Here is a 24071-nt window from a genome sequence, read left to right on the forward strand (position 1 = left end):
TCAGCTCAGTTTGCGCGGATGGGCGAAGGTGATGCGGAAGCAGCTGCCGCCTTGTTCGCGCGGTTTGTAGTCGAGGCGGGCCTGGTTGCTCTCGCACAGCTCTCGGGAGATGTACAGGCCGAGGCCCGTGCCCTTGCTTTCGGTGGTGAAGAAGGGTTCGAAGATATTGTGCACCTGCTCGGGCGGGACGCCGTCACCGTCATCCTCCACTTCCAGCACCGGCAGGTCGCTTTCGCTGTCGCGGAACAGCTTGAGCCAGACCTGGCCCTGGGAGTGCCGCTTGGCGCTGTAGCGCAGGCCGTTCTGCACCAGGTTGGTCAGCACCTGGGTGAGCTGGTGCGGGTCCATGCGGGTCTGCAGGGTGCTGCCGAGGGTGGACAGGTGCAGGGTCTGGTCGGCACTGGACGAGCTGCGGAATTCGCTGGCGAAACGGGTCAGCCAGTACTTGAGGTCGAGCAATTGCGGTTCCGCCTGGCGTCGGCGGGACAGTTGCAGCACGTTCTCGATCACCAGGTTCATGCGCCGTGAATGGTCCTGGATGATCTGCGCCAGGCGGCGGTCGGGACCGTCGAGCTCTTCCGATTCCTGCAGCAGTTGGGCGGCGTGGCTGATGGCGCCCAGCGGGTTGCGGATCTCATGGGCGATGCCGGCGGTCAGGCGGCCGAGGGCGGCGAGCTTGAGCTGCTGGGCCTGCTGGGCGATCTGCGAGATGTCCTCGAGGAAGATCAGGGTGTTGCGCTGATTGGCTCGCTGCAGGTGGACGAAGCTGGGCTGCAGGGTGGGGCCGTCGGCGAAGGCGCGGATGCTTTGCGGCCGCATGGTCGGGTTGGCCCGCCACTGGGCCAGACTTTCCAGCAGTGTCGGGCACTGGTCGGCCAGGGCGCGGCCGGTCAGGTGTTCCGTGCCGAGCAGGGTCTGGGCGCCCTGGTTGGCCAGCAGCACCTGGTTGCGTGGGTCGAGCACCAGGATGCCGGTACGCATGCGTTCGAGGATCTGCGCGTTCAGCGCTTCCAGGTTGGCGACATCCACGGCGCGCTGTTCGGCGAGGGTTTCGCTCAGTTGCAGGCGTCGGCTCAGGCCCTGGATGAACAGCGCCGCGGCGAAGCACAGGGCGCCGAAGCCGCCGGCCTGGACGAACTGGCTGGCGGCCTTCGGGTGGGCGAGGCTGAGGTAGAAGGTCAGGTAGATCAGGCTGATGGTCGCCACCGCCGCCACCAGCAGGCCGATGCGCCCGCGCAGCAGGATGTTGGAGATGGCCACTGACACAACGATCAGGTTGGCGATGCCGCTGGGTGTGCCGCCTGCGGCGAAGAACAGGCAGGACAGCAGCAGCACGTCCACCACCGCCAGGCTGAACACCTGCACCATGCTCCGCGGGCGTGGCACCAGGGCGGCGATCAGGGTGTTGAGGATCAGGTAGAACCAGCTGGCGTTGCGGAACAGCTCCGGCCGGGCCAGGTCCAGCAGGCGGTCGTCCAGCTCGCTGGAGATCAGCAGCACCAGGGCCAGGCCGATCAGCAGCCGGTACAGGCTGTAGAGGCGGAAGATGCGCCGGCCCTGGGCGCTGAGCGCGCCCGGAGCGGGAAGGGTGTCAGCGTTCACCGGGGCGCTGGTCCTGTTCCAGGTGGGCCCGGCTGCAGTACCAGCGATCATCCTGGGACAGGGCATGGCTGCGGGGTAGATGCACGCCGCACTGCGCGCAACGCACCATGGGTTGGGAGTCGTCCTGCTGGCGCGGCTTGGGGCGCGGCGCCGAAGGGGTCTTGAAGCGGCGCCACAGCCAGATGGCGGCGAATATCACGGCAATCCAGAACAGCAGGCGAAACATGCCGAAGGTGCTCTCTTCTTGATGGAAAGCAGGCAGTTTAGCCAAGCCGGTTGTCCGCGCACAGAGACCGGCCGCACGCTGGTGCGTGTTGCCCGGTTTTCCCTGCGGAAGGGGCGGAGTATGGTGGCTGGGAAGCATTCGATGCCGTGGACAACGCTCGGGAGGCGGTCATGCGCCAAAACCTGCGAATCGTGATGGCCCAGCTCAATCTCCGTGTCGGCGATGTCCAGGGTAATGCCGAGCGGATCATCGAGGCGGCGAATTCCGCGCGGGAGGCCTGGGAGGCGGATGTCATCGTCTTCCCTGAACTCGCCCTGTGCGGCTACCCGCCGGAAGACCTGCTGCTGCGCTCCAGCATGCAGCGGCGCATCGAGTCGGGCCTGCAGCGCCTGCGCGATGAGGTGCGCGGCATCTACCTGGTGCTCGGCTATCCCTGGCTGGAAGATGAACTGCGCTACAACGCCTGCGCGGTGATCGCCGATGGCCAGTTGCTGGCGACCTACTACAAGCAGCATCTACCCAACTACCGGGTGTTCGACGAGAAGCGCTACTTCGAACCCGGCCGGCAGCCCTGCGTGGTGGATATCAAGGGCGTGCCGGTGGCGCTGTCGATCTGCGAGGACATCTGGCACCCCGAGCCCATGGCCCAGGCCCGTGCCGCCGGGGCCCGGTTGATGCTCAGCCTGAACGCCTCGCCCTTTCACCTGGACAAGCAGCTGGAGCGCGAGGAGATCCTCGCCGAGCGAGTGGCCGAAGGGGGCATGCCGGTGATCTACGTCAACCAGGTGGGTGGCCAGGACGAACTGGTGTTCGATGGCGGCAGCTGCGTGATGGATGCCGGCGGCATGATCTGCCAGCGTGCGCCGGCCTTCGTCGAGGGCCTCTATCCGGTGGACCTGCAAGTGGAGGATGGTTGCTGGGTACCGCGCCGGACCCACTGCGTCGAGCTGCCGGAGCTGGAGGCGAGCGTCTACCAGGCGCTGGTGGTGGGCGTGCGCGACTATGTCCGCAAGAACGGTTTCAACGGCGTGCTCCTGGGGCTGTCGGGCGGTATCGATTCGGCCCTGACGCTGGCGGTGGCGGCGGATGCCTTGGGGGCGGAGCGGGTCGAGGCGGTGATGATGCCCTACCACTACACGGCGCAGATCAGCCTGGAGGACGCCGAAGCGGAGGCGCGCCTGCTCGGCGTTGCCTATCGGGTGATGTCGATCGGGCCCATGGTGGAAGCCTTCCAGCAGGTGCTGGCGCCGGTGTTCGACGGCCAGCCCCGCGATGCCAGTGAGGAGAACCTGCAGGCGCGTTGCCGTGGCACCTTGCTGATGGCGATGTCCAACAAGAAGGGCTCCCTGGTGCTGACGACCGGCAACAAGAGCGAGCTGGCGGTTGGCTACGCGACCCTTTACGGCGACATGGCCGGTGGTTTCGATGTGCTCAAGGACGTACCCAAGACCCTGGTGTTTCGCCTGGCCGAGTACCGCAACAGCCTGGGGCCGGTGATTCCGCCTCGGGTGATCGAGCGTCCGCCCTCGGCCGAGCTGGCACCGGGGCAGCGGGACGAGGACTCGCTGCCACCCTATGGGGTGCTGGATGAAATCCTCACGCTCTACATCGAGCATGACCTGTCGGCCAACGCCATCATCGCCGAGGGTTTCGACGAGGACACGGTCAATCGCGTGCTGGCCATGGTCGATCGCAACGAATACAAGCGGCGCCAGGCCGCGGTCGGGGTGAGGGTGACCCAGCGTGGCTTCGGTCGGGATCGGCGCTATCCCATCACCTCGGGATGGCGACTGGGCGATTGATGGGGGTGTAAACGAAAAAGGGAAGCCATTGGCTTCCCTTCTTCGTTTGCGGCGTTGTTCAGTCGAACAGGCCGAAGGTCATGTAGCTGAACCAGGAGCGATCATCCGAGTTGGCAGCGGCTTCATGCTCGTCTTCGCGCACGGCGTCCTGGTTTTCCGGCAGCAGGTCCGCCGGAATCTCTTCCTTGGCATCTTCGTACTGCTTGATCACGTCCTGGGCGGCGCGGGTTCCGCCCGGAGGCAGCGGGGTTTCGGTTTCGATCAGACCCAGGGTGGCCTTGGCCAGCCAGGAGCGGTTGTCGGCTTCCTGCTCGCGCGGCACGAACTTGCCGTCCACCAGGGTCGGGTGATCCGGGTAGTTGAGCTTCAGGGTTTCCAGGCTGGTTGCGGCCAGCTCGTCCAGGCCCAGGCGCTGGTAGGACTCGACCATCACGGCGAGGCCATCGCCCACGGCCGGGGTTTCCTGGAAGTTTTCCACCACGTAGCGACCACGGTTGGCGGCGGCGACATAGGCCTGGCGGGTCAGGTAGTAGTGGGCGACATGGATTTCGTAGGCCGCCAGCAGGTTGCGCAGGTAGATCATGCGCTGCTTGGCGTCCGGGGCGTAACGGCTGTTCGGGTAGCGGGAGGTGAGCTGGGCGAACTCGTTGTAGGAGTCGCGGGCGGCACCCGGGTCACGCTTGGTCATGTCCAGCGGCAGGAAGCGCGCCAGCAGGCCACGGTCCTGGTCGAACGAGGCCAGGCCCTTCAGGTAGTAGGCGTAGTCGACGTTCGGGTGCTGCGGGTGCAGGCGGATGAAGCGCTCGGCGGCGGACTTGGCGGCCTCAGGCTCGGAGTTCTTGTAGTAGGCGTAGATCAGCTCCAGCTGGGCCTGCTCGGCGTAGCGGCCGAACGGGTAGCGGGATTCCAGTGCCTTCAGCTTGGCGACGGCGGGGGTATAGCTGCTGTTATCCAGGTCGGCCTGGGCCTGCTGATACAGCTCGGCTTCGCTCAGGTTCTCGTCCACCACTTCTTTGTTGGAGGAACAGGCGGCGGTGAGGGCGAGAGTGGCGATCAGCAGCAGGTGTTTCACTTGCATGGCGGCTTGCGTCCCTGTGACGGCTGGCTGTCTTGGCTGGAGCCGTCCTGTTATGATGGGCGCCCCGGAAGCCCCGGGGCAAAGACGCGGTATTTAACCACAAGCGCGTAGCTGAAACCAAAGGCTGCGCCCCCTCTGTTTCCGAGCATGTCTTCCATAACCAAAACGGTCATCCAACTCAGCGCCGAAGTGCCTTCCGAACTGGGCGGGCAACGCCTCGACCAGGTCGCTGCGCAACTTTTCTCCGAGCACTCCCGTTCCCGCCTCGCCGGCTGGATCAAGGACGGGCTCCTCACTGTCGACGGCAGCGTGCTGCGTCCGCGGGATATCGTGCATGGCGGAGCTCTGCTGGAGTTGAACGCCGAGCAGGAGTCCCAGGGCGAGTGGGTGGCCCAGGACATCGAGCTGAATATCGTCTTCGAGGACGACCAGTTGCTGGTTCTGGACAAGCCGTCCGGCCTGGTGGTGCATCCCGCCGCGGGCCATGCCGATGGCACGCTGCTCAACGCCCTGCTGCACCATGTGCCGGGGCTGGCGAACGTACCGCGCGCGGGCATCGTCCATCGCCTGGACAAGGACACCACCGGCCTGATGGTGGTGGCCAAGACCCTCGAAGCCCACACCAGCCTGGTGGCGCAGCTGCAGGCGCGTAGCGTCAGCCGCATCTACGAGGCGGTGGTGGTGGGCGTGATCACCGCCGGCGGCAAGGTCGATGCGCCCATCGGTCGCCACGGCCAGCAACGCCAGCGCATGGCGGTGGTCGCCGGTGGCAAGCCGGCGGTCAGCCATTACCGGGTACTGGAGCGCTTCCGTTCCCATACCCACACCCGCGTCAAGCTGGAAACCGGCCGTACCCACCAGATCCGCGTGCACATGGCCTATGTGAACTTCCCGTTGGTGGGCGACCCGGTCTATGGCGGCCGCTTCCGCATTCCGCCGGCGGCCAGCCAGACCCTGATCCAGACCCTCAAGGAATTCCCGCGCCAGGCCCTGCATGCGCGCTTCCTCGAACTGGACCATCCGGTAAGCGGCGAACGCATGAAGTGGGAATCGCCGCTGCCCGACGATTTCGTCTGGCTGCTGAGCCTGCTGCGCCAGGATCGCGAGTCCTTCGAGCAATGAGCAACTGGCTGACGCCCGACTGGCCCGCCCCGGCGCGGGTCAAGGCCTGCGTCACCACCCGCGAGGGCGGCTTCAGCCTGCCGCCCTATGAAGGCCTGAACCTTGGCCTGCATGTCGAGGACGACCCCCAGGCCGTCGAGCGCAATCGTCAATTGCTGACCACCACCCTGGGTTGCCGTCCGGCCTGGCTGAGCCAGGTCCATGGCGTGCGCGTGGTGCAGGCCGAGCCGAGCCGTGTGGACGAAGCCGACGGCAGCTGGACCGCCGAACCCGGCGTCGCCAGCGCCGTGCTGACCGCCGATTGCCTGCCGGCGCTGTTCTGCGATCGCGCCGGCACCCGCGTTGCGTCAGCCCATGCCGGTTGGCGCGGGCTTGCCAATGGCGTGCTGGAGGCCACCCTGGACGCCCTGGCCCTGCCGCCGGAAGAGGTGCTGGTGTGGCTGGGCCCGGCCATCGGTCCGGGCGCCTTCGAAGTCGGCCCAGAGGTGCGTGAAGCCTTCGTCGCCAGCCAGCCCGAAGCGGAGCAGGCCTTTAGCCCCAGCGTCGATGCCGGGAAGTTCATGGCCGACATCTACCAGCTGGCGCGTATCCGCCTGGCCGCCCGTGGCGTCACCGCTGTCTATGGCGGCGGCTTCTGCACCCACAGCGATCCGCGCTTCTATTCCTACCGCCGCGCCTCGCGTACCGGCCGTTTCGCCAGCCTGGTCTGGCTGGCGGACTGAATTCGCCCGACAGTGGGTGCGAATTCCTTCACGAATGAATTCGCTCCTGCAAGATGACGGAATGACGCCGGTCAATCACTCAAAGGTTGAATCACCGAGAATCGTCCCTATCTAAGCTTCATCCCGGCGGGCTTTTCGTGTCTGGCGCCTCCATCGCGCCGCCCGCTATCTGAAGGAAGGACGAACCTATGCGAATCGACCGTTTGACCAGCAAGCTGCAACTGGCGCTCTCCGATGCCCAGTCCCTGGCGGTTGGCCACGACCACCCGGCCATCGAGCCCGTACACCTGGTACTCGCCCTGCTCGACCAGCAGGGCGGTTCCATCAAGCCCCTGCTGATGCAGGTGGGCTTCGACCTGGCGGCCCTGCGCCAGGGCCTGACCGGCGAGCTCGACCATCTGCCGAAGATCCAGAACCCCACGGGCGACGTGAATCTGTCCCAGGACCTGGCGCGCCTGCTCAACCAGGCGGACCGGCTGTCCCAGCAGAAGGGCGACCAGTTCATCTCCAGTGAACTGGTGCTGCTCGCCGCCATGGATGACAACACCCGCCTGGGCAAGCTGCTGCTTGGCCAGGGCGTGACCCGCAAGGCCCTGGAAAACGCCATCGCCAACCTGCGCGGCGGCCAGGCCGTGAACGACCCCAACGTCGAGGAATCCCGCCAGGCGCTGGACAAGTTCACCGTGGACCTGACCAAGCGCGCCGAAGAGGGCAAGCTCGATCCGGTGATCGGCCGTGACGATGAAATCCGCCGCACCATCCAGGTCCTGCAACGCCGCACCAAGAACAACCCGGTGCTGATCGGCGAACCCGGCGTCGGCAAGACCGCCATCGCCGAAGGCCTGGCCCAGCGCATCGTCAATGGCGAAGTGCCGGACGGCCTCAAGGACAAGCGCCTGTTGTCCCTGGACATGGGCGCGCTGATTGCCGGTGCCAAGTTCCGTGGCGAGTTCGAGGAACGCCTGAAGGGCGTGCTCAACGAGCTGTCCAAGCAGGAAGGCCGGGTCATCCTGTTCATCGACGAATTGCACACCATGGTCGGCGCCGGCAAGGCCGAGGGCGCCATGGACGCCGGCAACATGCTCAAGCCGGCCCTGGCCCGTGGCGAGCTGCATTGCGTCGGCGCCACCACCCTGGACGAGTACCGCCAGTACATAGAAAAGGATGCCGCCCTGGAGCGCCGCTTCCAGAAGGTGCTGGTGGATGAGCCGAGCGAGGAAGACACCATCGCCATCCTCCGTGGCCTGAAGGAGCGCTACGAGGTACACCACGGCGTGACCATCACCGACGGCGCCATCATCGCCGCCGCCAAGCTGTCGCACCGCTACATCACCGATCGCCAGCTGCCGGACAAGGCCATCGACCTGATCGACGAAGCCGCCAGCCGCATCCGCATGGAGATCGACTCCAAGCCGGAGGCCCTGGACCGTCTGGATCGCCGTCTGATCCAGCTGAAGATCGAACGCGAGGCGCTGAAGAAAGAAGAAGACGAAGCGACCAAGAAACGCCTGGCCAAGCTGGAGGAGGACATCCAGAAGCTTGCGCGCGAGTACGCCGACCTGGAAGAGATCTGGAAGTCGGAGAAAGCCGAGGTGCAAGGTTCGGCGCAGATCCAGCAGAAGATCGAGCAGGCGCGCCAGGATATGGAGGCCGCGCGGCGCAAGGGTGACCTGCAACGCATGGCCGAGCTGCAGTACGGGATCATCCCGGACCTGGAGCGCAGCCTGCAGATGGTCGACCAGCACGGCAAGACCGAGAACCAGTTGCTGCGCAACAAGGTGACCGACGAGGAGATCGCCGAGGTGGTCTCCAAGTGGACCGGCATCCCGGTGGCCAAGATGATGGAAGGCGAGCGGGAGAAGCTGCTGCACATGGAAGACGGCCTGCACAAGCGGGTCATCGGCCAGCACGAGGCGGTGGTGGCGGTGGCCAACGCGGTGCGCCGTTCCCGCGCCGGCCTGGCCGACCCGAACCGGCCGAGCGGCTCGTTCCTGTTCCTCGGCCCCACCGGCGTGGGCAAGACCGAGCTGTGCAAGGCGTTGGCCGAGTTCCTCTTCGACACCGAGGAGGCGCTGGTACGCATCGACATGTCCGAGTTCATGGAAAAGCACTCGGTGGCCCGCCTGATCGGCGCCCCTCCGGGCTACGTCGGCTACGAGGAAGGCGGTTACCTGACCGAGGCGGTGCGGCGCAAGCCTTACTCCGCGGTGTTGATGGACGAGGTGGAAAAGGCTCACCCGGATGTCTTCAACGTCCTGTTGCAGGTATTGGAAGACGGTCGCCTGACCGACAGCCATGGCCGTACCGTGGACTTCCGCAACACGGTGGTGGTGATGACCTCCAACCTGGGCTCTTCGCAGATCCAGGAGCTGGTGGGTGACCGCGAGGCTCAGCGTGCGGCGGTGATGGACGCGGTCAGCGCGCACTTCCGCCCCGAGTTCATCAACCGGATCGACGAAGTGGTGGTGTTCGAGCCCCTGGGACGCGACCAGATCGGCGGTATTGCCCAGATCCAGCTGCAGCGCCTGCGCAAGCGCCTGGCCGAGCGCGAGCTGAATCTCGAGCTGAGCCCGGAGGCCCTGGACAAGCTGATCGCCGTCGGTTACGACCCGGTGTATGGCGCCCGTCCGCTGAAGCGGGCGATCCAGCGCTGGATCGAGAACCCCCTGGCGCAACAGATCCTCGCCGGCCAGTTCGCGCCCGGCGCCACCATTACCGCCAGGGTGGAGGGCGACGAGATTCTCTTCGCCTGATCAGGCCCCAGCAAAAAGCCCCGCGATGCGGGGCTTTTTTTGGTCGGCGTACCGGTTTCAGGTGCCGCGAATGAGCTGCAGCAGGTGTTCCAGTGCCGCCGCCTGGTCTTCGGCCAGGTCGATGATATGAAAGCCCGCCCAGCAATTGCGCTGGTCTTCGGCCATGCGGGTCCACAGGCAGTCGGCGCCCAGGCGGACTTCCTTCAGTCCATCTTCCCGGTTCAGTGGCACCAGTCGGCATTCCCAGACCGAGTCGGCCGTCAGCGGCAACTCACTCAGTACCATGAAGCCATCCATCGACAGGTCGACGATTCGGCCCAGGCATTGCTCCGAATGCAGGTCGAACACGGCCAACTGCAGTTCTGTGGTGTGGCGGCTGTGCTGGCGACGTTCTTCCATGGCGTACTCCTAGGCGGGCTCAGGCGCTACGGCCGGTGAAACGCTGCAGCACGCGGTAGATGGCGCCCAGGGCACGGTCCACCAGCGGGGCATTGCGTTCCGGCGGAACCAGGCGAGCCAGTCCTTGTTCCATGTCCAGTGCCAGTTGGGTGATCGGCATGATCGCCACGCGCTGGCCACTGTGGTCGACGAACATGTAGTTGCGGGTTGTCGGACTGTACCAGGACAGCTTGAGGATACGGGTGTCCGGCCCATCGATGAACTCGAACCAGGTACCGAACTCGAGTCGGGCGAGCTCCTTGATCAGCGCCTGGGCACGGTTGGACAGGCTGACCGGACGCGGGGTCTTGGCCAGTGCGGCATCGTCGCCGAGCATCTCGCCCAGCTTGCTCTCCGGCAGCGGGCTGTTGATGCGCGCGGCCACCTGGGGTTGCTGGGATTGCACGGCATGCTGGCAGGCCACCAGGTCCTGGAGCAGGCGGCGGATGCCGTCCTCGTGGTAGCCGCCGAGCAGTTCCAGGCCCTTGCGCAGGTCTTCCAGCATGGGAATACGCAGTTGTTGCAGGCGGGCGCGCCCATCGGCGTCCAGCGGGGTGCCGCTCCAGGCCAGTTGTTCGGCGACTTCCACCGAGCGCTGCCATTCGTTGCTGCGGTCGCCGTGGCGGAGCAGGACGAAGACCAGTACGTCGGTCCAGGTGAGTTCCAGGAAGTGCTGGATGATCCCCGGAAGTTCGCGGTCGGTGAGCAGGCGCGCCACCACGTCCACGGCTTGCTGGCGGGCGCCGAGCAGTTTGTCGCGGCCCTTGGCGGCTTCAACCGCGCGTTGCTCGCGCAGCTCCACCTTGTGGCGCAGGGTGCCGACGTACTCGTTGAACTCGTCGAGCAGGCTGTCGAACAGCAGCAGGTCGCCGCTGAAGCCATGCACCACACGCTCCACCACCCAGTGCATCTTCGCCAGCAGCCCACGTTCCTCGCCTTCGCCGGCATAGAGCACACCGGCCTGGGCCATGCTGTTGAGCAGGCGCCGGGCGGGGTGGTGGTGCTGGGTGAAGAGCGCCTTGTCCTGCAGGGCGACCTTCAGATACGGCGTGTGCAGGTGGGAGAGGGCGGTCTTGTAGATGTCGGCCAGGTTGTCGTCGTCGAGGATGAAGTCGAAGAGCATGCCCACCAGGTCGATCACGTCGGCTTCGTAGTCGGACAGCTTTTGCTGGCCGGGCAGGCGGCTGTGGCTTTCCAGTTGTTGTTGCAGGTCGGCCTTCAGGCCTTCGACACGCTGCGGCTGTCGCAGCTTGCTGGCGAGGTCCTGGGCCGATTGCTGTTGCAGGCGGTTCAGCGCTTCCAGCAGTTCGGCGGCGCTATAGGTACGGGTGGCGCCCCGTGGAGCGTAGCTGGAGATGCTCGGCGTGCCGCCGGGCAACGGGGCCTCGCTGTGATGCTGGCGGCGTTCGCCGAGCAGGGCAGCCAGGCCACTGAACAGCTGGCCGGGATCGCTGGGCGGTCCGCCGGCCAGGTCCACCGGGCCGCTGGCGGCGGTACCGGGCGTCTCCCGGGGCGTCTGCGGCTTGTCGGGTGCCTGCCCTGGCGTGGCTGCGGGTGAATGGCCGGTCCCGGGGGAGCGCTGCACGCTGTACTTGAGGTTGGGCAGTACGCGGGCCTGGACCAGTCGCTGATTGAGCGCTTCGTAGACACTGTCCAGCCCCTGCATCACGTGCCGGTCGAAGAGCATATAAAGGATGGTCTTGATCCGCAGGGGAAAGGGGCAGGGTTCCAGGGCTCCACGGAAGGCCAGCGCTATGGCCTGCGGGCCGAAGGGATTGTCGTCGTCGCCCAGCTTGCGCCCGCCGTTGAGCACCGCCAGGCGCTGGTCGAGGGCGAACAGTGATTGCGCGCAACGGGATTTGACCCGGCTGACCATGTTGGTGACCAGCAGGCTTTCTTCGTATTCGTCGTTCCCCATGAGCTGGAGGTGGTCCGCGTCCAGCTCGCTGGCTTTGAGTTCGGGCTTCAGCTTGCCGCCGAGGAAGTCCTCGAAGTTCTTGGCCACGCACTGGTGGTAGGCGCGCTCTATTTGCGGCCGCTGCTTGCGGATGTCCCGCATGCTGTCGAAGAACAGGGTCTGGACCTGATTGTTCTCGGCTTTCTCGGCGCATTCGAAGAGGGTGTCGTCGACTTGGTCGAAAACGCCGGTCAGATGTTCCGCGAGCCGGTTCATCGCCAGCTTGCGGCAGCTTTGCACCAATTCACCAAAGCGCGGCTGTATACCGCGGCTGGCCAGGGTCGTCACGGGACCGGGAGGAGGTGGGGGTCGATCCTGATTGCTCATAGCTGTCCTGTGGGGAGACAGGTCGCGACCACGACCTGGAACGATCTCGCCACGGCTCAGGTATAGCACTCGGCCGGTCATCTGCAAATCATTGTAGGAATTAGTTTTTTAGGGGGTTGACAGTGTGTTCTGAAACCGTAAAATGGCGCGCCTCAGAAGCGCGAAGCCAAATCGGCGAAGCGAATAAGAGTTGGAAGACCGAAGTTCCGCGATAGCTCAGTCGGTAGAGCAAATGACTGTTAATCATTGGGTCCCTGGTTCGAGTCCAGGTCGCGGAGCCAACTTCCAGACGGGGTATAGCGCAGTCCGGTAGCGCGCCTGCTTTGGGAGCAGGATGTCGGGAGTTCGAATCTCTCTACCCCGACCACCTCACATTTGGGTCGTTAGCTCAGTCGGTAGAGCAGTTGGCTTTTAACCAATTGGTCGTAGGTTCGAATCCTACACGACCCACCATACAAGACCTCTTCGGAGGTCCGAAGAAGCGGTAAGGCGAAAGCCTTACCGCTTTTTTGTTTGTCTCGATTTTCTTCGCCAGCTGTAGTCCTGAATGAACTGGCCGGGAAGAAGCTTCTGAAAAGCTTCCTCCCGGCCGCATTCGGTTCAGTGCAGTTTCAGGCGCGGGTCGGTGCTGCGGCCGATCCGGTCGCTGAGCATCAGCAGGAAGGTGCGGAAGGCGCCGTACAGGGCCATCTGGTGCATGCGGTAGAGCGAGATGTAGAACATGCGCGCCAGCCAGCCTTCCAGTTTCACGCTGCCCATCAGGTTGCCCATGAGATTGCCCACGGCACTGAAGCTCGACAGCGAGATCAACGAGCCGTAGTCCTTGTATTGGTACTCAGGCAGCGGCTGGCCCTGCAGTCGCAGCTTGAACGACTTGACCAGCAGCGAGGCCTGCTGGTGCGCGGCCTGGGCCCGTGGCGGCACGTTGCGCTCGCTGCCATCGCCCATGGGGCAGGCCGCGCAGTCGCCAAAGGCGAAGATGTCGTCATCGCGGGTGGTCTGCAGGGTCGGGCGCACCACCAACTGGTTGATGCGGTTGCTTTCCAGGCCATCCAGGTCCTTGAGGAACCCGGGGGCGCGGATCCCGGCGGCCCAGACCTTGAGGCTGGCGGGAATCATTTCGCCCTGGGCGGTGAGCAGGCCTTCGGCGGTGACTTCCTTGACCGCCGCACCGGTCATCACGGTGACGCCGAGCTCTTCCAGGGTGCGGTGCACCGGCGCGCTGATGCGTTCCGGCAAGGCGGGCAGTACCCGTGGGCCGGCTTCGATCAGGGTGATGCGCATATTTTCCGGCTGGATGCTGTCCAGGCCGTAGGCCGCCAGCTCGTGGGCGGCGTGGTGCAGTTCGGCCGCCAGCTCGACGCCGGTGGCACCGGCGCCAACGATGGCGACGCTGATCTGGTCGTTGGCGTCCTGCTGGGCGTGGGCGCGCAGGTAGTGGCTGAGCAGCTTGCGGTGGAAGCGCTCGGCCTGCTCGCGGGTGTCGAGGAATATGCAGTGCTGAGCCGCGCCTTCGGTGCCGAAGTCGTTGGTGGTGCTCCCCACCGCCAGCACCAGGCTGTCGTAGGCCAGTTCGCGGGCGGGCACCAGCTCGTGCCCGTCCTCGTCATGGGTGGCGGCCAGTTGGATGACCTTGCGCTTGCGGTCGAGCCCGCTCATGCGGCCGAGCTGGAACTCGAAGTGGTTCCATTTCGCCTGGGCGACGTAGTTCAGCTCATTCTCCGTGGAGTTGAGCGAACCCGCAGCCACTTCATGCAGCAAGGGTTTCCAGATATGGGTGAGGTTGGCGTCGGCCAGGACTACCTTGGCTAGGCCTTTCTTTCCGAGGGTTCTACCCAGACGGGTGGCGAGCTCCAGGCCGCCGGCGCCGCCGCCGACGATCACAATGCGATGGGACATGGGACGTTCTCACAAGGCTATAGGAATGCTGTGTCGCCGAGGGCGAGCGCGTCGGAAGGCTCATAGCACCAGTCGGCTCAGGAGGCGGCTGAGAATGCCCAGGACAATCACCACGGCCAGCGTCATCCACAGCAGACGCCACGGGCGGAACGGCTTGCGCTCCACCTGGTGTTGCGGGAGTTTCAGGTACTGGTCGACCTTTTGCTGGTCTTCGGGCGTCAGGCGGCTGGGCATAGTGGCCTCGACTTAGGAATGGTTGGCATTCTAGCTGGCGATCTCAGGGGCGCTCAACGAGCGGCTGGGGATATTTGCGAAGCCTGTTGCCACCGCTACAGGCCGATGCCCACATCGAAGAGGATGGTTCGGCCCAGATTGCTGCGCAGAAAATCCGGCGCGTCATTGTGGGCGAACAGCACGCGGGCGAAATTCGGCCCCAGTAGCGTGAGCGAGCGCCAGCCCTGGAGCAGGTACTCGGTAGGCGGCGGAAAAGGGCTGTTGAAGTCCGGCGTGGCGCGCTTGAGGTTGACGAAAGCCAGCAAGTCCAGCTCGCCGAGGTCGAGGCCGCGCTCGCGGTAGTTGTGCGCCTTCTTGCGCAGTGTTGGCGCGAGCCGAGCCTGCAGTTCGGCGGCCGGGATGCGCTTTGGACGGCTTTCGCGGCGTACCAGTTGCGCGAGGGAAAAGGCGCTGCGGCGGCGTTCCAGCTCGGCGCGCCATTCCTCGTTCAAGCGGCGGCCTTCGTCCAGCACGAAGAACACCTCGAAGTTGGCCTCGCGGAACTGCACGTCCGGCGGCTCCTGGCCGGTGCTGAAATCGTCGAGTCGAGAGGGCAGGTTGAGCGCCTGCAGGAGTCGCTGGCAGACCCAGCGCTCGCGTTCCCACTTGCGCGCATTCGACAGGAAGTCGTTGGCTTGCTCGGCCTGCCGTGTCAGCAGGCGCAGGTAGTCGGACTCGTTCATGAGCGGAGCTTAGCCCTCCGGCCGGGGCAATGGGTACCCCCAGATCGCCCCTGAACGAGCGGTCGCGACAAATGCGCACAGCTTGCCTGCTGGCGCCGCGGTGTAAACTTTCAGGACCTGCCTGGAGCCTGCCATGCACATTCGTCCAATCACCGCCGCCGACCATGCCGCCCTGATCCAGCTCTGGCGACGCACGCCGGGTATCAGGGTGCGTGCCGAAGATGAACTGGAACCCTTCTGCGGTTATCTACAGCGCAACCCGGACCTCAGCCTGCTGCTCGAGGACGACCAGGGGCGCGCGGGCGGTTGCCTGCTGGTTGGTCACGACGGGCGCCGCGGCTACCTGCAGCACCTGGTGGTGGACTTGCCGTTTCGTGGTCAGGGCTGGGCGCGGGCACTGTTGCAGGAAGCGCTGCGGCGTCTGGCGCTATTGGGCATCCGCAAGTCCCATGTATTCGTCCTGGAGGAGGCGCCGGAAGCGCTGGCCTTCTGGCAGATGCAGCGGGGCTGGTCGGTGCGTGAGGATATTCGTGTCTACTCGACCACTGGAGATTGAATCGATGCGGATCTGCCTCGGCCTGATGCTCTGCCTGCTGGCCACTCTCGGTCACGCCCTCGAGGTTGGCGAGCGCCTGGCGCCCTGGACCCTGCTGGACCAATACGAGCAGCCCTACAGCCTGGACGACGGGCTGCAGCTGTTGCTGGTGGCGCGCAGCATGGATGGTGCGAAGTTGCTGAAGGCTGCCCTGGAGGGCCGGCCCAAGGGCTACCTGGAGGCCCGCCATGGGGTGTTCGTGGCGGATATCAGTCGCATGCCGTCGCTAGTGTCCTCGCTCTTCGCCGTACCCGCCATGCGCGATTACAACTACCGCGTGCTGTTGGACCGCGAGTCCCGCGTTGCCAGCCGCTACCCCGGTAGCGAATCCGGCGTGCTCTGGCTGCGCCTCGATCACGGCAAGCTCATCGAAAGCAAGGAATTCAGCGACGCTGCGGCCTTGCGCGCGGCCCTGGAGTCCATCGCGCCGTGATTGCCGCCGAACTTCTTTCCACGCAAACCCTGGGACTCGGCTGGGCAATCTACCTGCCCGCGCTCGCCTGGGCTGCGTGGCGCGCGCCCTGGGTCGAACTGTTCAGCGATTCGCGCCGCCAGCACCTGCTGTTCGGAACGGTGCTGGTGCTCTTCCTGCTCTGGCTGATGCGCCGGGATTTCGACTCGGGGCTGTCCTATCACCTCATCGGCATGACCGCGGTGACCCTGTTGCTGGACTGGCCCCTGGCCGTGCTGGGGGCGCTGATTGCGCAACTGGGCCTGCTGGCGCTGGGCAAGCTGGACCTGGCGGCCCTGGGCATCAACGGAGCCCTGCTGGTGCTGCTGCCGGTACTGGTGACCGAGCTTTGCGCCATGCGGGTCGAGCAGCACCAGCCGCGCAACCTGTTCGTGTACATCTTCTGCTGCGGCTTCTTCCCGGCCGCCCTGGCGGTATTGCTTTGCGTGCTGATCGGGTTGGGCTTGCTGTGGGTGGACGGCATCTTCCTCATGCCGCCCTGGCTCGAGGATTTCATCGGCTACCTCTGGTTGGTGATGTTTCCCGAGGCCTTCATCAACGGCACGGCGGTCACCGCTCTGGTGGTGTTCTGTCCGGAATGGCTGGAAACCTTCAATCGCACCCGCTATCTCCAGGCTCCCTGGAAGGATGACGACAGCTCTCGCTGATGTGCGCCGATTCACCCGCTCGATGCCGCTGGGGCGCCTGACCTGCGTCAAGACTTCCGTGGGGCGACTCTCCGTAGGGTGGATGGCGTTTCCATCCACCAGCATGAGGAGCAGACGGCATGGGGATTCACGATTGGGCGAGAGAAGTCCTGGAGCGGGGCCTGGACGCGGCGAAGCAGGAGGGGATTGGCGAGGAGATGGCCTTGCGCGCCCTGCTGAGCGCAGTGGTGGAACGCAGCGCGACGCTGCGCTCGATTGATGACCTGGCCCGGGAGCTGGAATTCCTGGCGGTTAACCTGGAGCCGGGACGGGACTACGGATTCATGCGGCCCTGAGTGGGAGGATCAATGCTCGCGCGGCGGCAGTTCGCCGGAGAACAGGTCGTCTTCCATGTTGTCGCCGGGGATCGCATGCTCCTCGGCGGCCCAGGCGCCCAGGTCGATCAGCTTGCAGCGTTCGGAACAGAAGGGGCGGGAGGGGCTTTGCGGGCTCCACTCCACCGGAGCGCCGCAGGTGGGGCACTCCACAGTGACGGGTTGACTCATGGCTGGCCTCCTCGCAGGGTCAGGTAGAAATTGTGCAGCCGCTCCACTTCGCTTTGCAGCCAGTGGAGGTCGCGGTCATTGAGCAGCACATCATCGGCATGCTTGAGGCGCTCCTCGCGGCTGGCCTGCACCTTCAATATGGCTTGGACCTGCGCTTCGGGCACATTGTCCCGCTGCATGGTGCGCTGGAGCTGCGCGGCTTCGGGGGCATCCACCAGCAGCACGCGCTGGGTCATGCGGTACTGGCCGGATTCGATCAGCAGCGGCGACACCAGGATGGCATAGGGGGATTCGGCGCGGGCCAGGTACTGGCTGATTTCCTGGCCGATAAGCGGGTGCAGCAGGCTTTCCAGCCAGCGACGCTCTTCGGCGTCGGCGAAAATGCGCTGGCGCAGGGCTGCGCGGTCCAGCTGGCCGTCGGCCTGCAGTACCCCGCTGCCGAAATGCTCGGCGATCTTCGCCAGGGCCGGGCGGCCGGGTTCCACCACCCAGCGCGCGGCGTGGTCGGCATCCACCAGATGTACGCCAAGCTCGCTGAAATGGGCGGCGACGGCACTCTTGCCGCTACCGATGCCGCCTGTGAGGCCAAGAATCCAGGGTGTGTTCATTTGAAACCGGCGAACTGCAGATAGGTCGCCGTTATTTGATCACCCCAGAGCAATGCAATCCAGCCGGCAATGGCCAGGTAGGGGCCGAAGGGGATGGGCGTGGTGCTGTCCTGGTTGCGCAGGCGCAGCATGATCACCCCCAGCACCGCGCCCACCAGGGACGAGAGCAGGATGGTCAGCGGCAGTACCTGCCAGCCGCCCCAGGCGCCGAGCATTGCCAGCAGCTTGAAGTCGCCGTGGCCCATGCCTTCCTTGCCGGTCACCAGCTTGAACAGCCAGTACACCGACCACAGGCTCATGTAGCCGGCCACCGCGCCCCAGAGCGCATCCTCCAGGCTGGCGAACAGGCCCTGGCTGTTGAGGATGAGCCCGAGCCAGAGCAGCGGTAGGACCAGTGCATCCGGCAGCAGCTGGTGATCGACGTCGATCATGCTCATCGCCAGCAGGCCCCAGGTCAGCACCAGGAAGGCTCCGGCCTGCCAACTGAAGCCGAAATGCCAGGCGACGTAGGCCGACAGCAGGCCGCAGACTAGCTCCACCAAGGGATAGCGCGTGCTGATGGCGGCCTTGCACGACGAGCACTTGCCACGCAGGGCCAGGTAACTGACCACGGGAATGTTCTCCCAGGCGCGGATCTCATGGTTGCAGTGGGGGCAGCGCGAATTCGGCAGTACCAGGTTGAACACCGGGCCCTTGGGCTCGGCCGGCAGGCTCAGCACCTCGCGGGCCTGCTCCTGCCAATCGCGCAGCATCATCTGCGGCAGGCGATGGATCACCACATTGAGGAAACTGCCCACCAACAAACCAAGGGCGAGGGTGCAGAAAACAAAGGCCAGCGCATGGCTGGCCAGGAAGTCGATCAACTGCATGCTTAGACGACGTTGCCGAGTTGGAAGATGGGCAGGTACATGGCGATGATCAGGCCGCCGACCAGGACGCCGAGTACGGCCATGATCATGGGCTCCATCAGGGCGGTCAGGCCGTCGACGGCGTTGTCCACTTCGGCTTCGTAGAAGCTGGCGACCTTGTCGAGCATCTCGTCCAGGGCGCCGGATTCTTCGCCGATGGCGGTCATCTGCACGGCCATGGCGGGGAAGACGCCGGTGGTGCGCATGGAGAAGTTCAGCTGCATGCCGGTGGACACATCCTGCTTGACCTTGAGCACCGCATTCTTGAACACCACGTTGCCGCTGGCGCCTGCCACGGAGTCCAGGGCGTCCACCAGGGGCACGCCGGCAGCGAAAGTGGTTGCCAGGGTTCGGGCGAAGCGGGCTACGGCGGACTTGTAGAGGATGTCGCCGACGATGGGGAGTTTCAGGACGGTATGGTCGACCCAGTCGCGGAACTTCTGGGATTTCTTATGTGCTTGCTGAAGTCCGAAACCAATAAGGAAGAATACGGCTAGTACAATAAACCACCACTCTTGGAGAAGCTCGGACAGTCCGATAACCATCTGCGTGAATGCTGGTAGTTCTGCGCCGAAGTTGGCAAAAACAGATTGGAACTGAGGGACCACTTTGATCAGCAGGATCGCCGAAACGATAATCGCGACCACGATGACCGCAATCGGATAGTTCATCGCTTTTTTGATCTTGGCCTTCAGCGCCTCGGTCTTTTCCTTGTAGGTGGCGATCCGGTCCAGCAGGGTTTCCAGAGCACCGGCCTGTTCGCCGGAGTCGACCAGGTTGCAGTACAGTTCGTCGAAGTATTCCGGCTTCTTGCGCAGGGAGTTTGCCAGGCTGTTACCGGCGGCCACTTCCTGCTTGACCTCGTTCACCAGCGTGCGCATGGCAGGCTTCTCGAAGCCCTCGCCAATGATGTCGAAGGACTGCATCAGTGGCACGCCAGCTTTCATCATGGTCGCCATCTGCCGGGTGAAGAGGGCGATGTCCAGGGGTTTTATCTTCTTCCTTCCGCCGAGCAATGAGGTGGCTTTCTTTCGCACTCTGGTGGGATTGATACCTTGCTTGCGAAGCTGCGCCTTCACCAAGGCGGGGTTCTGTCCTGATATCTCGCCTTTGACCTTGGAGCCTTTCTTGTCGGTACCTTCCCAGGCGAAGGTACTCAGTTTCAGCGCTTTGTCCGCCATGCTTAATCCTTGGTCACGCGGTTGACTTCCTCCAGGCTGGTAATGCCATTCATGGCTTTTACCAGGCCCGAGGTTCGCAGGTCATTGAAGCCATCACGGCGCGCCTGCTGGGCGATCTGGATGGAGTTGCCTTCTTCCATAATAAGCTGCTGCAAGGCCGGCGTGATTTTAACCACTTCATAAATACCGACTCGGCCCTTGTAACCCTGGTTGCAATTGTCGCAGCCCACCGGGGAGTAGAGTTTGAAGCTGCCGATCTTCTCTTCAGGGAAGCCTTCCTTGAGCAGGGTTTCCCTAGGGACCTCGTGTTCCTTCTTGCAATGACTACACAATTTGCGTGCCAGGCGCTGGGCGATGATCAGGTTGACCGACGTGGCGATGTTGAAGGCTGGCACACCCATATTGCGCAGGCGCGTCAGGGTTTCCGCGGCGCTGTTGGTGTGCAAGGTGGATAGCACCATATGGCCGGTCTGGGCGGCCTTGATGGCGATCTCGGCGGTTTCCAGGTCGCGGATCTCGCCGACCATGATCACATCCGGGTCCTGGCGCAGGAAGGCCCGCAGGGCCTGGGCGAAGTCCATGCCCTGCTTGGGATTGACGTTGACCTGGTTGATGCCCTCGAGGTTGATCTCCACCGGGTCTTCGGCGGTGGAGATATTGATATCCACCGTATTGAGGATATTGATCCCGGTGTAGAGGGATACCGTCTTGCCGGAACCTGTAGGGCCGGTTACGAGGATCATGCCCTGGGGCTGCTTCAGCGCCGCCAGGTAGAGTTCTTTCTGCTCTTCCTCATAGCCCAGTGCATCGATACCCATCTGCGCGCTGGTAGGGTCGAGGATCCGCATCACGATCTTCTCGCCCCAGAGGGTCGGCAGGGTGTTGACCCGGAAGTCGATGGATTTCGTCTTGGAAATCTTCATCTTGATCCGGCCGTCCTGGGGCTTGCGGCGCTCGGAAATATCCAGTGCGGCCATCACCTTCAGGCGTGCGGAGATGCGACTGGCCAACTGGATCGGCGGCTTGGCCACTTCGTGGAGCATGCCGTCGGTACGGAAGCGTACGCGGTAGGAGCGCTCGTAGGGCTCGAAGTGCAGGTCAGAGGAGCCGCCGCGAATGGCATCCAGCAGCATCTTGTTGACGAAGCGCACCACGGGGGCGTCGTCGGCATCAACGCCGCCAGGAGTATCCTTTTTGTCATCATCGACTGCTTCGACGTCCACGCCATCCAGGTCGACATCGCCCAGTTCTTCCATTCCGCTAGTGGCGGAGTCGAAGAACTTCTCGATGGCATCGCCGAGCTTGTCGTCCTCTACAAGGATGGCTTCGGTATTCAGCCCGGTGCTGAACTGGATATCGGTCACGGCCTGATGGTTGGTGGGGTCGGAGATGGCAACGAAGAGCTTGTTGCCACGACGCCAGAGGGGAAGGGCGCGGTGCTGGCGGATCAGCTTTTCGCTGACCAGATCACGTGGCTGGCTCTCTTTGTCGACACTGCCGAGATCGAGAAAGGCCACGCCGAACTGTTCCGCCGCCATCTCCGCCAGATCACGGCTCTTGAGCAGCTTGTTCTGTACCAGGTAGGTGATCAGCGGGATCTTGTTGCGCTGTGCCTGGGTATGGGCCTGGAGGGCGCTTCGCTCATCGAGGAGGTTGGTCAGCACCAGTTGTTTGGCCAGGCCGGATAGCGTAGGAGCGGTCTCGTTCATGGGGCGCGTCAGTCTGCCGGTTGTGACTCTGCCTTATAACGTAGTTGGTCTTGGTCGCCAAATGCGTGTCCAGGGAGTGACAAAAAACGGCAGTTATTGCTGGAGTAGGGAGGCGCCCCAGGAATTGTTTGGTCGACTTTGCGGCACCTGGACGCCAATTGCGCAGGTGTCCGCACTACCGATGGCGACTTATTCAAGCCCTGAGGAGACTTGGCATACATCGTGCTGTCTCCTGCTCAGGCAACCGCCTAGTACTTCTGAGGATCAATAAATGAAAGCACAAAAGGGTTTTACTCTGATTGAGCTGATGATCGTTGTAGCGATCATCGGCATTCTGGCTGCAATCGCCATCCCGGCCTACCAGGACTACACCGTTCGCGCGCGCGTTACCGAAGGTCTGAACCTGGCCGCTTCCGCCAAGACCACCGTGGCGGAGAACGCCATGTCCGCTACCAGCCCGCTGGATGCCGGTTGGTCGCAGCCGGCTCCGACCACCAACGTTGATTCCGTTGCCGTGAACCCTGCGAACGGTGAAATCACCATCACCTACACCGATGCTGCTGGCGGCACTAACGGCACCCTCAACACCATTATCATGGTTCCTCGGAGCAGTAGCGTTGCCCTGCAAGGTGGCGTTGCTCCGGGCGGGGCTGTTACCTGGACTTGCAATACTGGCTCGCTTCCGGCTCGCTTCCGTCCCGCCAACTGCCGTCAATAATTTATCGGTGAAAGCGAAGAGGCGACCTAGGTCGCCTCTTTTTGTTGGGGGTGGTATGCAAAGTTTTTTTTTGTTCTGTCTTGGGTTTGTTCCTTTTGTCTTGTCATTTAGAGCTTATCCGGCACCCATAATCGTCTCGACACAATCTGCTCTCTTCTTATTGTCCTTGCTTCTGATTGCTACATCTTTTCGCTCGCAAGGCTTTCGCTTCGGGCGGTTGGCTTTGATGCTGCTCGTGGCGGGTGCTCTGCTGGCGGTGCAGGGCGTCTTTGTTGATTCAATAAACCCTGTTATGGCAGCCTCGCCAGGGATCTCGGTCATTCTCGCGGCGCTGGTTGTCGCAATGTTCAGTGGAGCTGGGGCGGCGAAGAAGATCGATCTAACCATGGCTTTTGCCCTTGGTTTGATTCTGGGTGGGGTTTTCAACGTCGTAGCCGGGTGGGGGCAGTGGTTAGAACTAGATCTTGGGCCTTTGTTCATTGGTAAGGGTGAACTTTCGGCTGGGGGGGTGTACGGAAACATAGCTCAGAGGAATATTTTTGTTTCCTACCTGTTTATTACCTATTTTGCGTTTGTCTATTATTTTTCTGGGCGCTCGTATGCGTTGAGAGTTGCGCCAATATATGGGGTTCTGGTGGGGGCTACCGTTGCGCTGACGGGGTCGCGTGCGGCTGTTGTTTATGTTCTGGTAGCAGTTTTTCTACCTGTATTTTTGACAGGGAAATCGCGGCGGTTGTGGTTATGGTCTGGTGCCTTGTTGCTGCTTTCCAATGTCGTGACTCAGGCTTATCTGTATTATCAGGGTGGCCCCCTTACGGGGGTGGAGCGATTCGTCTATGGAGAGAGCTTCCGTTTAGATGAATACAGGAAGGCCTTTTCGATCTTCCTGGCGAACCTTCCTATGGGCGTGGGTATGCAGAACTACGCGCTCAGCAGCTTCGAGTTGGGCGTCCTTGACCAACTGCCTAGTGCAACCGGCGATGCATGGAGTCATCCGCATAATCTATTTCTGATGCTTCTGGCTGGGTGTGGATTATTAGGTGTCGCGCTAAGTGTATTGATTGTGTGGCTAATGGCTTATGTGCTGAGGCGTGGAGGCAAGGACGACTCGTGGGCCTTCGGCGCGGGTGCATTGGCTTGTGTGTTTATTCATAGCCAATTGGAGTACCCACTCTGGCTGTTTGGCTACTTCGTGGTTTTCTGTGTTTTGCTCGGAATCGTGGTAGATGAGGGGGGCTACGTTCTGACGCGTTGGGGGAGCAAGGTCGTAACGGTGCTCATGAGTGGGGTTGCACTCTTGTCTGTGCATGCTGTCTATGGGTATTTCGTGTTTGTCCAGAACTACGCATCTGTAGATGGGGCGGAGCGAAATAGAGAGCGGCTTCATTCGGTTTATACGGTTTCGGTCAATCCACTGATTTCTCAAACGGCTGATCTTGTGGTTCTTAACTACCTGGTGCCAAGCCGTGAGAATTGGAAGGGTGGATTCTGCTTGTTTGAAGGGCTGGCGCGTTCAGTGCCATCCTATACGTTGCTGGATCAAATGGGATTTTACGCGTGGTACGCAGGAGATTTCGGGCTTGCATCGAGTGTTTGGCGTGCACGGGAGATCTACTTTCCAAATCGGGATTGGGAAACTGTGCGCGGCCTGTTCGAGCGATATTATCCCGGCCAAAGCGATTCCTGGTCTGATTTCCTGAGACTTGAAAAGGACGGTTTCAATCATGTTGAGCCATATTTTCTCAGTAAGTCGGATGTTTGCAGGAGATGAAGTCTAGGGGGCTGGTTGTCCTGATTGATTCTTGG

23 protein-coding genes and 3 tRNA genes are annotated in these 24071 nt (G+C 63.2%); 13 read left to right on the forward strand and 13 right to left on the reverse strand.

Annotated elements, in window-relative coordinates:
- Positions 1 to 1602 (reverse strand): sensor histidine kinase, encoded by a 1602-nt coding sequence (locus tag PCA10_RS04660; protein ID WP_016490877.1) that lies wholly within the window; start codon positions 1600 to 1602, stop codon positions 1 to 3.
- Positions 1592 to 1828, reverse strand: coding sequence for a PP0621 family protein (locus PCA10_RS04665; RefSeq protein WP_016490878.1), 237 nt, complete (start codon positions 1826 to 1828; stop codon positions 1592 to 1594). Before PCA10_RS04665 ends, PCA10_RS04660 begins: the two co-directional genes overlap by 11 nt.
- Positions 1829 to 1998: 170 nt before the next feature.
- Between PCA10_RS04665 and PCA10_RS04670 the strand changes: the two genes are divergently transcribed.
- Positions 1999 to 3630, forward strand: coding sequence for an NAD+ synthase (locus tag PCA10_RS04670; protein WP_016490879.1), 1632 nt, complete (start codon positions 1999 to 2001; stop codon positions 3628 to 3630).
- Between the two features lie 58 nt (positions 3631 to 3688).
- Here PCA10_RS04670 and PCA10_RS04675 read toward each other — a convergent pair whose 3' ends face one another.
- The gene (locus tag PCA10_RS04675; protein WP_016490880.1) at positions 3689 to 4708 is read right to left on the reverse strand and encodes an outer membrane protein assembly factor BamD; all 1020 of its coding nucleotides are present in this window, start codon (positions 4706 to 4708) and stop codon (positions 3689 to 3691) included.
- A gap of 147 nt (positions 4709 to 4855) precedes the next feature.
- Here PCA10_RS04675 and rluD point away from each other — a divergent pair, with 147 nt between their 5' ends.
- The 3 genes from rluD to clpB all read left to right on the forward strand — a co-directional run bounded on the left by rluD (position 4856) and on the right by clpB (position 9305).
- Positions 4856 to 5830, forward strand: a complete 975-nt coding sequence (gene rluD / locus PCA10_RS04680) for a 23S rRNA pseudouridine(1911/1915/1917) synthase RluD (RefSeq protein WP_016490881.1) — start codon at positions 4856 to 4858, stop codon at positions 5828 to 5830.
- Positions 5827 to 6552: a peptidoglycan editing factor PgeF gene (gene pgeF / locus PCA10_RS04685; protein WP_016490882.1), complete on the forward strand. Its 726-nt coding sequence runs from the start codon at positions 5827 to 5829 to the stop codon at positions 6550 to 6552. Before rluD ends, pgeF begins: the two co-directional genes overlap by 4 nt.
- 188 nt (positions 6553 to 6740) lie before the next feature.
- Positions 6741 to 9305: an ATP-dependent chaperone ClpB gene (clpB, locus tag PCA10_RS04690; RefSeq protein ID WP_016490883.1), complete on the forward strand. Its 2565-nt coding sequence runs from the start codon at positions 6741 to 6743 to the stop codon at positions 9303 to 9305.
- A 57-nt stretch (positions 9306 to 9362) separates the two neighbouring features.
- Here clpB and PCA10_RS04695 read toward each other — a convergent pair whose 3' ends face one another.
- Together PCA10_RS04695 and PCA10_RS04700 are read right to left on the reverse strand one after the other, a co-directional pair.
- Positions 9363 to 9704 carry a PilZ domain-containing protein gene (locus tag PCA10_RS04695; RefSeq protein ID WP_016490884.1) on the reverse strand — a complete coding sequence of 114 codons (342 nt, stop codon included), beginning with the start codon at positions 9702 to 9704 and terminating at the stop codon, positions 9363 to 9365.
- 19 nt (positions 9705 to 9723) lie between these two features.
- A complete protein-coding gene (locus PCA10_RS04700; RefSeq protein ID WP_041770135.1) occupies positions 9724 to 12027 on the reverse strand; it encodes a DUF1631 domain-containing protein in 2304 nt (767 codons plus the stop codon).
- Between the two features lie 205 nt (positions 12028 to 12232).
- Here PCA10_RS04700 and PCA10_RS04705 point away from each other — a divergent pair.
- The 3 genes from PCA10_RS04705 to PCA10_RS04715 all read left to right on the forward strand — a co-directional run bounded on the left by PCA10_RS04705 (position 12233) and on the right by PCA10_RS04715 (position 12480).
- A tRNA-Asn gene (locus tag PCA10_RS04705) sits at positions 12233 to 12308 on the forward strand.
- A 9-nt stretch (positions 12309 to 12317) separates the two neighbouring features.
- Positions 12318 to 12394, forward strand: a tRNA-Pro gene (locus tag PCA10_RS04710).
- 10 nt (positions 12395 to 12404) lie between these two features.
- Positions 12405 to 12480, forward strand: a tRNA-Lys gene (locus tag PCA10_RS04715).
- Between the two features lie 147 nt (positions 12481 to 12627).
- Here PCA10_RS04715 and PCA10_RS04720 read toward each other — a convergent pair.
- From PCA10_RS04720 to PCA10_RS04730, 3 genes are all read right to left on the reverse strand, one after another.
- On the reverse strand, positions 12628 to 13926 hold the full coding sequence (locus PCA10_RS04720) for an NAD(P)/FAD-dependent oxidoreductase (protein WP_016490886.1): 1299 nt from the start codon (positions 13924 to 13926) through the stop codon (positions 12628 to 12630).
- A 60-nt stretch (positions 13927 to 13986) separates the two neighbouring features.
- Positions 13987 to 14160, reverse strand: coding sequence for a DUF3094 domain-containing protein (locus PCA10_RS04725; protein ID WP_016490887.1), 174 nt, complete (start codon positions 14158 to 14160; stop codon positions 13987 to 13989).
- A gap of 95 nt (positions 14161 to 14255) precedes the next feature.
- Entirely contained in the window at positions 14256 to 14882 is a 627-nt protein-coding gene (locus tag PCA10_RS04730; protein ID WP_016490888.1) for a DUF1780 domain-containing protein, read from the reverse strand.
- A 133-nt stretch (positions 14883 to 15015) separates the two neighbouring features.
- On the opposite strand from PCA10_RS04730, the gene PCA10_RS04735 reads away from it, so the two are divergent.
- The 4 genes from PCA10_RS04735 (at position 15016) to PCA10_RS04750 (ending at position 16931) form a co-directional block, all read left to right on the forward strand.
- Positions 15016 to 15438, forward strand: coding sequence for a GNAT family N-acetyltransferase (locus PCA10_RS04735; RefSeq protein ID WP_016490889.1), 423 nt, complete (start codon positions 15016 to 15018; stop codon positions 15436 to 15438).
- A 4-nt stretch (positions 15439 to 15442) separates the two neighbouring features.
- Positions 15443 to 15910: a hypothetical protein gene (locus PCA10_RS04740; protein WP_041770136.1), complete on the forward strand. Its 468-nt coding sequence runs from the start codon at positions 15443 to 15445 to the stop codon at positions 15908 to 15910.
- Positions 15907 to 16596 carry an energy-coupling factor ABC transporter permease gene (locus PCA10_RS04745; protein WP_016490891.1) on the forward strand — a complete coding sequence of 230 codons (690 nt, stop codon included), beginning with the start codon at positions 15907 to 15909 and terminating at the stop codon, positions 16594 to 16596. The genes PCA10_RS04740 and PCA10_RS04745 overlap by 4 nt, the downstream gene beginning before the upstream one ends.
- A 119-nt stretch (positions 16597 to 16715) precedes the next feature.
- Complete coding sequence (locus PCA10_RS04750) at positions 16716 to 16931, forward strand: hypothetical protein (protein WP_016490892.1); 216 nt, start codon at positions 16716 to 16718, stop codon at positions 16929 to 16931.
- Positions 16932 to 16940: 9 nt separating this feature from the next.
- Here PCA10_RS04750 and yacG read toward each other — a convergent pair whose 3' ends face one another.
- From yacG to pilB, 5 genes are read right to left on the reverse strand one after another with little or no spacing between them, the layout of a single operon-like run.
- The gene (yacG, locus tag PCA10_RS04755) at positions 16941 to 17141 is read right to left on the reverse strand and encodes a DNA gyrase inhibitor YacG (protein WP_016490893.1); all 201 of its coding nucleotides are present in this window, start codon (positions 17139 to 17141) and stop codon (positions 16941 to 16943) included.
- Positions 17138 to 17749 carry a dephospho-CoA kinase gene (gene coaE / locus PCA10_RS04760; RefSeq protein WP_016490894.1) on the reverse strand — a complete coding sequence of 204 codons (612 nt, stop codon included), beginning with the start codon at positions 17747 to 17749 and terminating at the stop codon, positions 17138 to 17140. The genes yacG and coaE overlap by 4 nt, the downstream gene beginning before the upstream one ends.
- The gene (locus tag PCA10_RS04765; RefSeq protein ID WP_016490895.1) at positions 17746 to 18618 is read right to left on the reverse strand and encodes a prepilin peptidase; all 873 of its coding nucleotides are present in this window, start codon (positions 18616 to 18618) and stop codon (positions 17746 to 17748) included. The genes coaE and PCA10_RS04765 overlap by 4 nt, the downstream gene beginning before the upstream one ends.
- A gap of 2 nt (positions 18619 to 18620) precedes the next feature.
- Positions 18621 to 19838 carry a type II secretion system F family protein gene (locus tag PCA10_RS04770; protein ID WP_016490896.1) on the reverse strand — a complete coding sequence of 406 codons (1218 nt, stop codon included), beginning with the start codon at positions 19836 to 19838 and terminating at the stop codon, positions 18621 to 18623.
- A gap of 2 nt (positions 19839 to 19840) precedes the next feature.
- Positions 19841 to 21547, reverse strand: a complete 1707-nt coding sequence (gene pilB / locus PCA10_RS04775) for a type IV-A pilus assembly ATPase PilB (RefSeq protein WP_016490897.1) — start codon at positions 21545 to 21547, stop codon at positions 19841 to 19843.
- A 271-nt stretch (positions 21548 to 21818) separates the two neighbouring features.
- Here pilB and PCA10_RS04780 point away from each other — a divergent pair, with 271 nt between their 5' ends.
- Together PCA10_RS04780 and PCA10_RS04785 are read left to right on the forward strand one after the other, a co-directional pair.
- Positions 21819 to 22265 (forward strand): pilin, encoded by a 447-nt coding sequence (locus PCA10_RS04780; protein WP_016490898.1) that lies wholly within the window; start codon positions 21819 to 21821, stop codon positions 22263 to 22265.
- 55 nt (positions 22266 to 22320) lie between these two features.
- Positions 22321 to 24036, forward strand: a complete 1716-nt coding sequence (locus PCA10_RS04785; protein WP_041770137.1) for a PglL family O-oligosaccharyltransferase — start codon at positions 22321 to 22323, stop codon at positions 24034 to 24036.
- Positions 24037 to 24071 lie beyond the last annotated feature (35 nt).

It is taken from the genome of Pseudomonas resinovorans NBRC 106553 (genome assembly GCF_000412695.1).
In the GTDB taxonomy this organism is placed as follows: Bacteria; Pseudomonadota; Gammaproteobacteria; order Pseudomonadales; family Pseudomonadaceae; genus Metapseudomonas; species Metapseudomonas resinovorans_A.

What these genes read in the sequence shown, in the direction of transcription:
- PCA10_RS04735 (WP_016490889.1), top strand. Translation starts at nt 15,016, where the DNA reads ATGCACATTCGTCCAATCACCGCCGCCGACCATGCCGCCCTGATCCAG.
- PCA10_RS04725 (WP_016490887.1), bottom strand. Translation starts at nt 14,160, where the DNA reads ATGCCCAGCCGCCTGACGCCCGAAGACCAGCAAAAGGTCGACCAGTAC.
- PCA10_RS04785 (WP_041770137.1), top strand. Translation starts at nt 22,321, where the DNA reads ATGCAAAGTTTTTTTTTGTTCTGTCTTGGGTTTGTTCCTTTTGTCTTG.
- PCA10_RS04770 (WP_016490896.1), bottom strand. Translation starts at nt 19,838, where the DNA reads ATGGCGGACAAAGCGCTGAAACTGAGTACCTTCGCCTGGGAAGGTACC.
- PCA10_RS04780 (WP_016490898.1), top strand. Translation starts at nt 21,819, where the DNA reads ATGAAAGCACAAAAGGGTTTTACTCTGATTGAGCTGATGATCGTTGTA.
- coaE (WP_016490894.1), bottom strand. Translation starts at nt 17,749, where the DNA reads ATGAACACACCCTGGATTCTTGGCCTCACAGGCGGCATCGGTAGCGGC.
- pgeF (WP_016490882.1), top strand. Translation starts at nt 5,827, where the DNA reads ATGAGCAACTGGCTGACGCCCGACTGGCCCGCCCCGGCGCGGGTCAAG.
- PCA10_RS04695 (WP_016490884.1), bottom strand. Translation starts at nt 9,704, where the DNA reads ATGGAAGAACGTCGCCAGCACAGCCGCCACACCACAGAACTGCAGTTG.
- PCA10_RS04675 (WP_016490880.1), bottom strand. Translation starts at nt 4,708, where the DNA reads ATGCAAGTGAAACACCTGCTGCTGATCGCCACTCTCGCCCTCACCGCC.
- PCA10_RS04730 (WP_016490888.1), bottom strand. Translation starts at nt 14,882, where the DNA reads ATGAACGAGTCCGACTACCTGCGCCTGCTGACACGGCAGGCCGAGCAA.
- PCA10_RS04665 (WP_016490878.1), bottom strand. Translation starts at nt 1,828, where the DNA reads ATGTTTCGCCTGCTGTTCTGGATTGCCGTGATATTCGCCGCCATCTGG.
- clpB (WP_016490883.1), top strand. Translation starts at nt 6,741, where the DNA reads ATGCGAATCGACCGTTTGACCAGCAAGCTGCAACTGGCGCTCTCCGAT.
- yacG (WP_016490893.1), bottom strand. Translation starts at nt 17,141, where the DNA reads ATGAGTCAACCCGTCACTGTGGAGTGCCCCACCTGCGGCGCTCCGGTG.
- pilB (WP_016490897.1), bottom strand. Translation starts at nt 21,547, where the DNA reads ATGAACGAGACCGCTCCTACGCTATCCGGCCTGGCCAAACAACTGGTG.
- PCA10_RS04720 (WP_016490886.1), bottom strand. Translation starts at nt 13,926, where the DNA reads ATGTCCCATCGCATTGTGATCGTCGGCGGCGGCGCCGGCGGCCTGGAG.
- PCA10_RS04670 (WP_016490879.1), top strand. Translation starts at nt 1,999, where the DNA reads ATGCGCCAAAACCTGCGAATCGTGATGGCCCAGCTCAATCTCCGTGTC.
- PCA10_RS04765 (WP_016490895.1), bottom strand. Translation starts at nt 18,618, where the DNA reads ATGCAGTTGATCGACTTCCTGGCCAGCCATGCGCTGGCCTTTGTTTTC.
- PCA10_RS04740 (WP_041770136.1), top strand. Translation starts at nt 15,443, where the DNA reads ATGCGGATCTGCCTCGGCCTGATGCTCTGCCTGCTGGCCACTCTCGGT.
- PCA10_RS04700 (WP_041770135.1), bottom strand. Translation starts at nt 12,027, where the DNA reads ATGAGCAATCAGGATCGACCCCCACCTCCTCCCGGTCCCGTGACGACC.
- PCA10_RS04750 (WP_016490892.1), top strand. Translation starts at nt 16,716, where the DNA reads ATGGGGATTCACGATTGGGCGAGAGAAGTCCTGGAGCGGGGCCTGGAC.
- rluD (WP_016490881.1), top strand. Translation starts at nt 4,856, where the DNA reads ATGTCTTCCATAACCAAAACGGTCATCCAACTCAGCGCCGAAGTGCCT.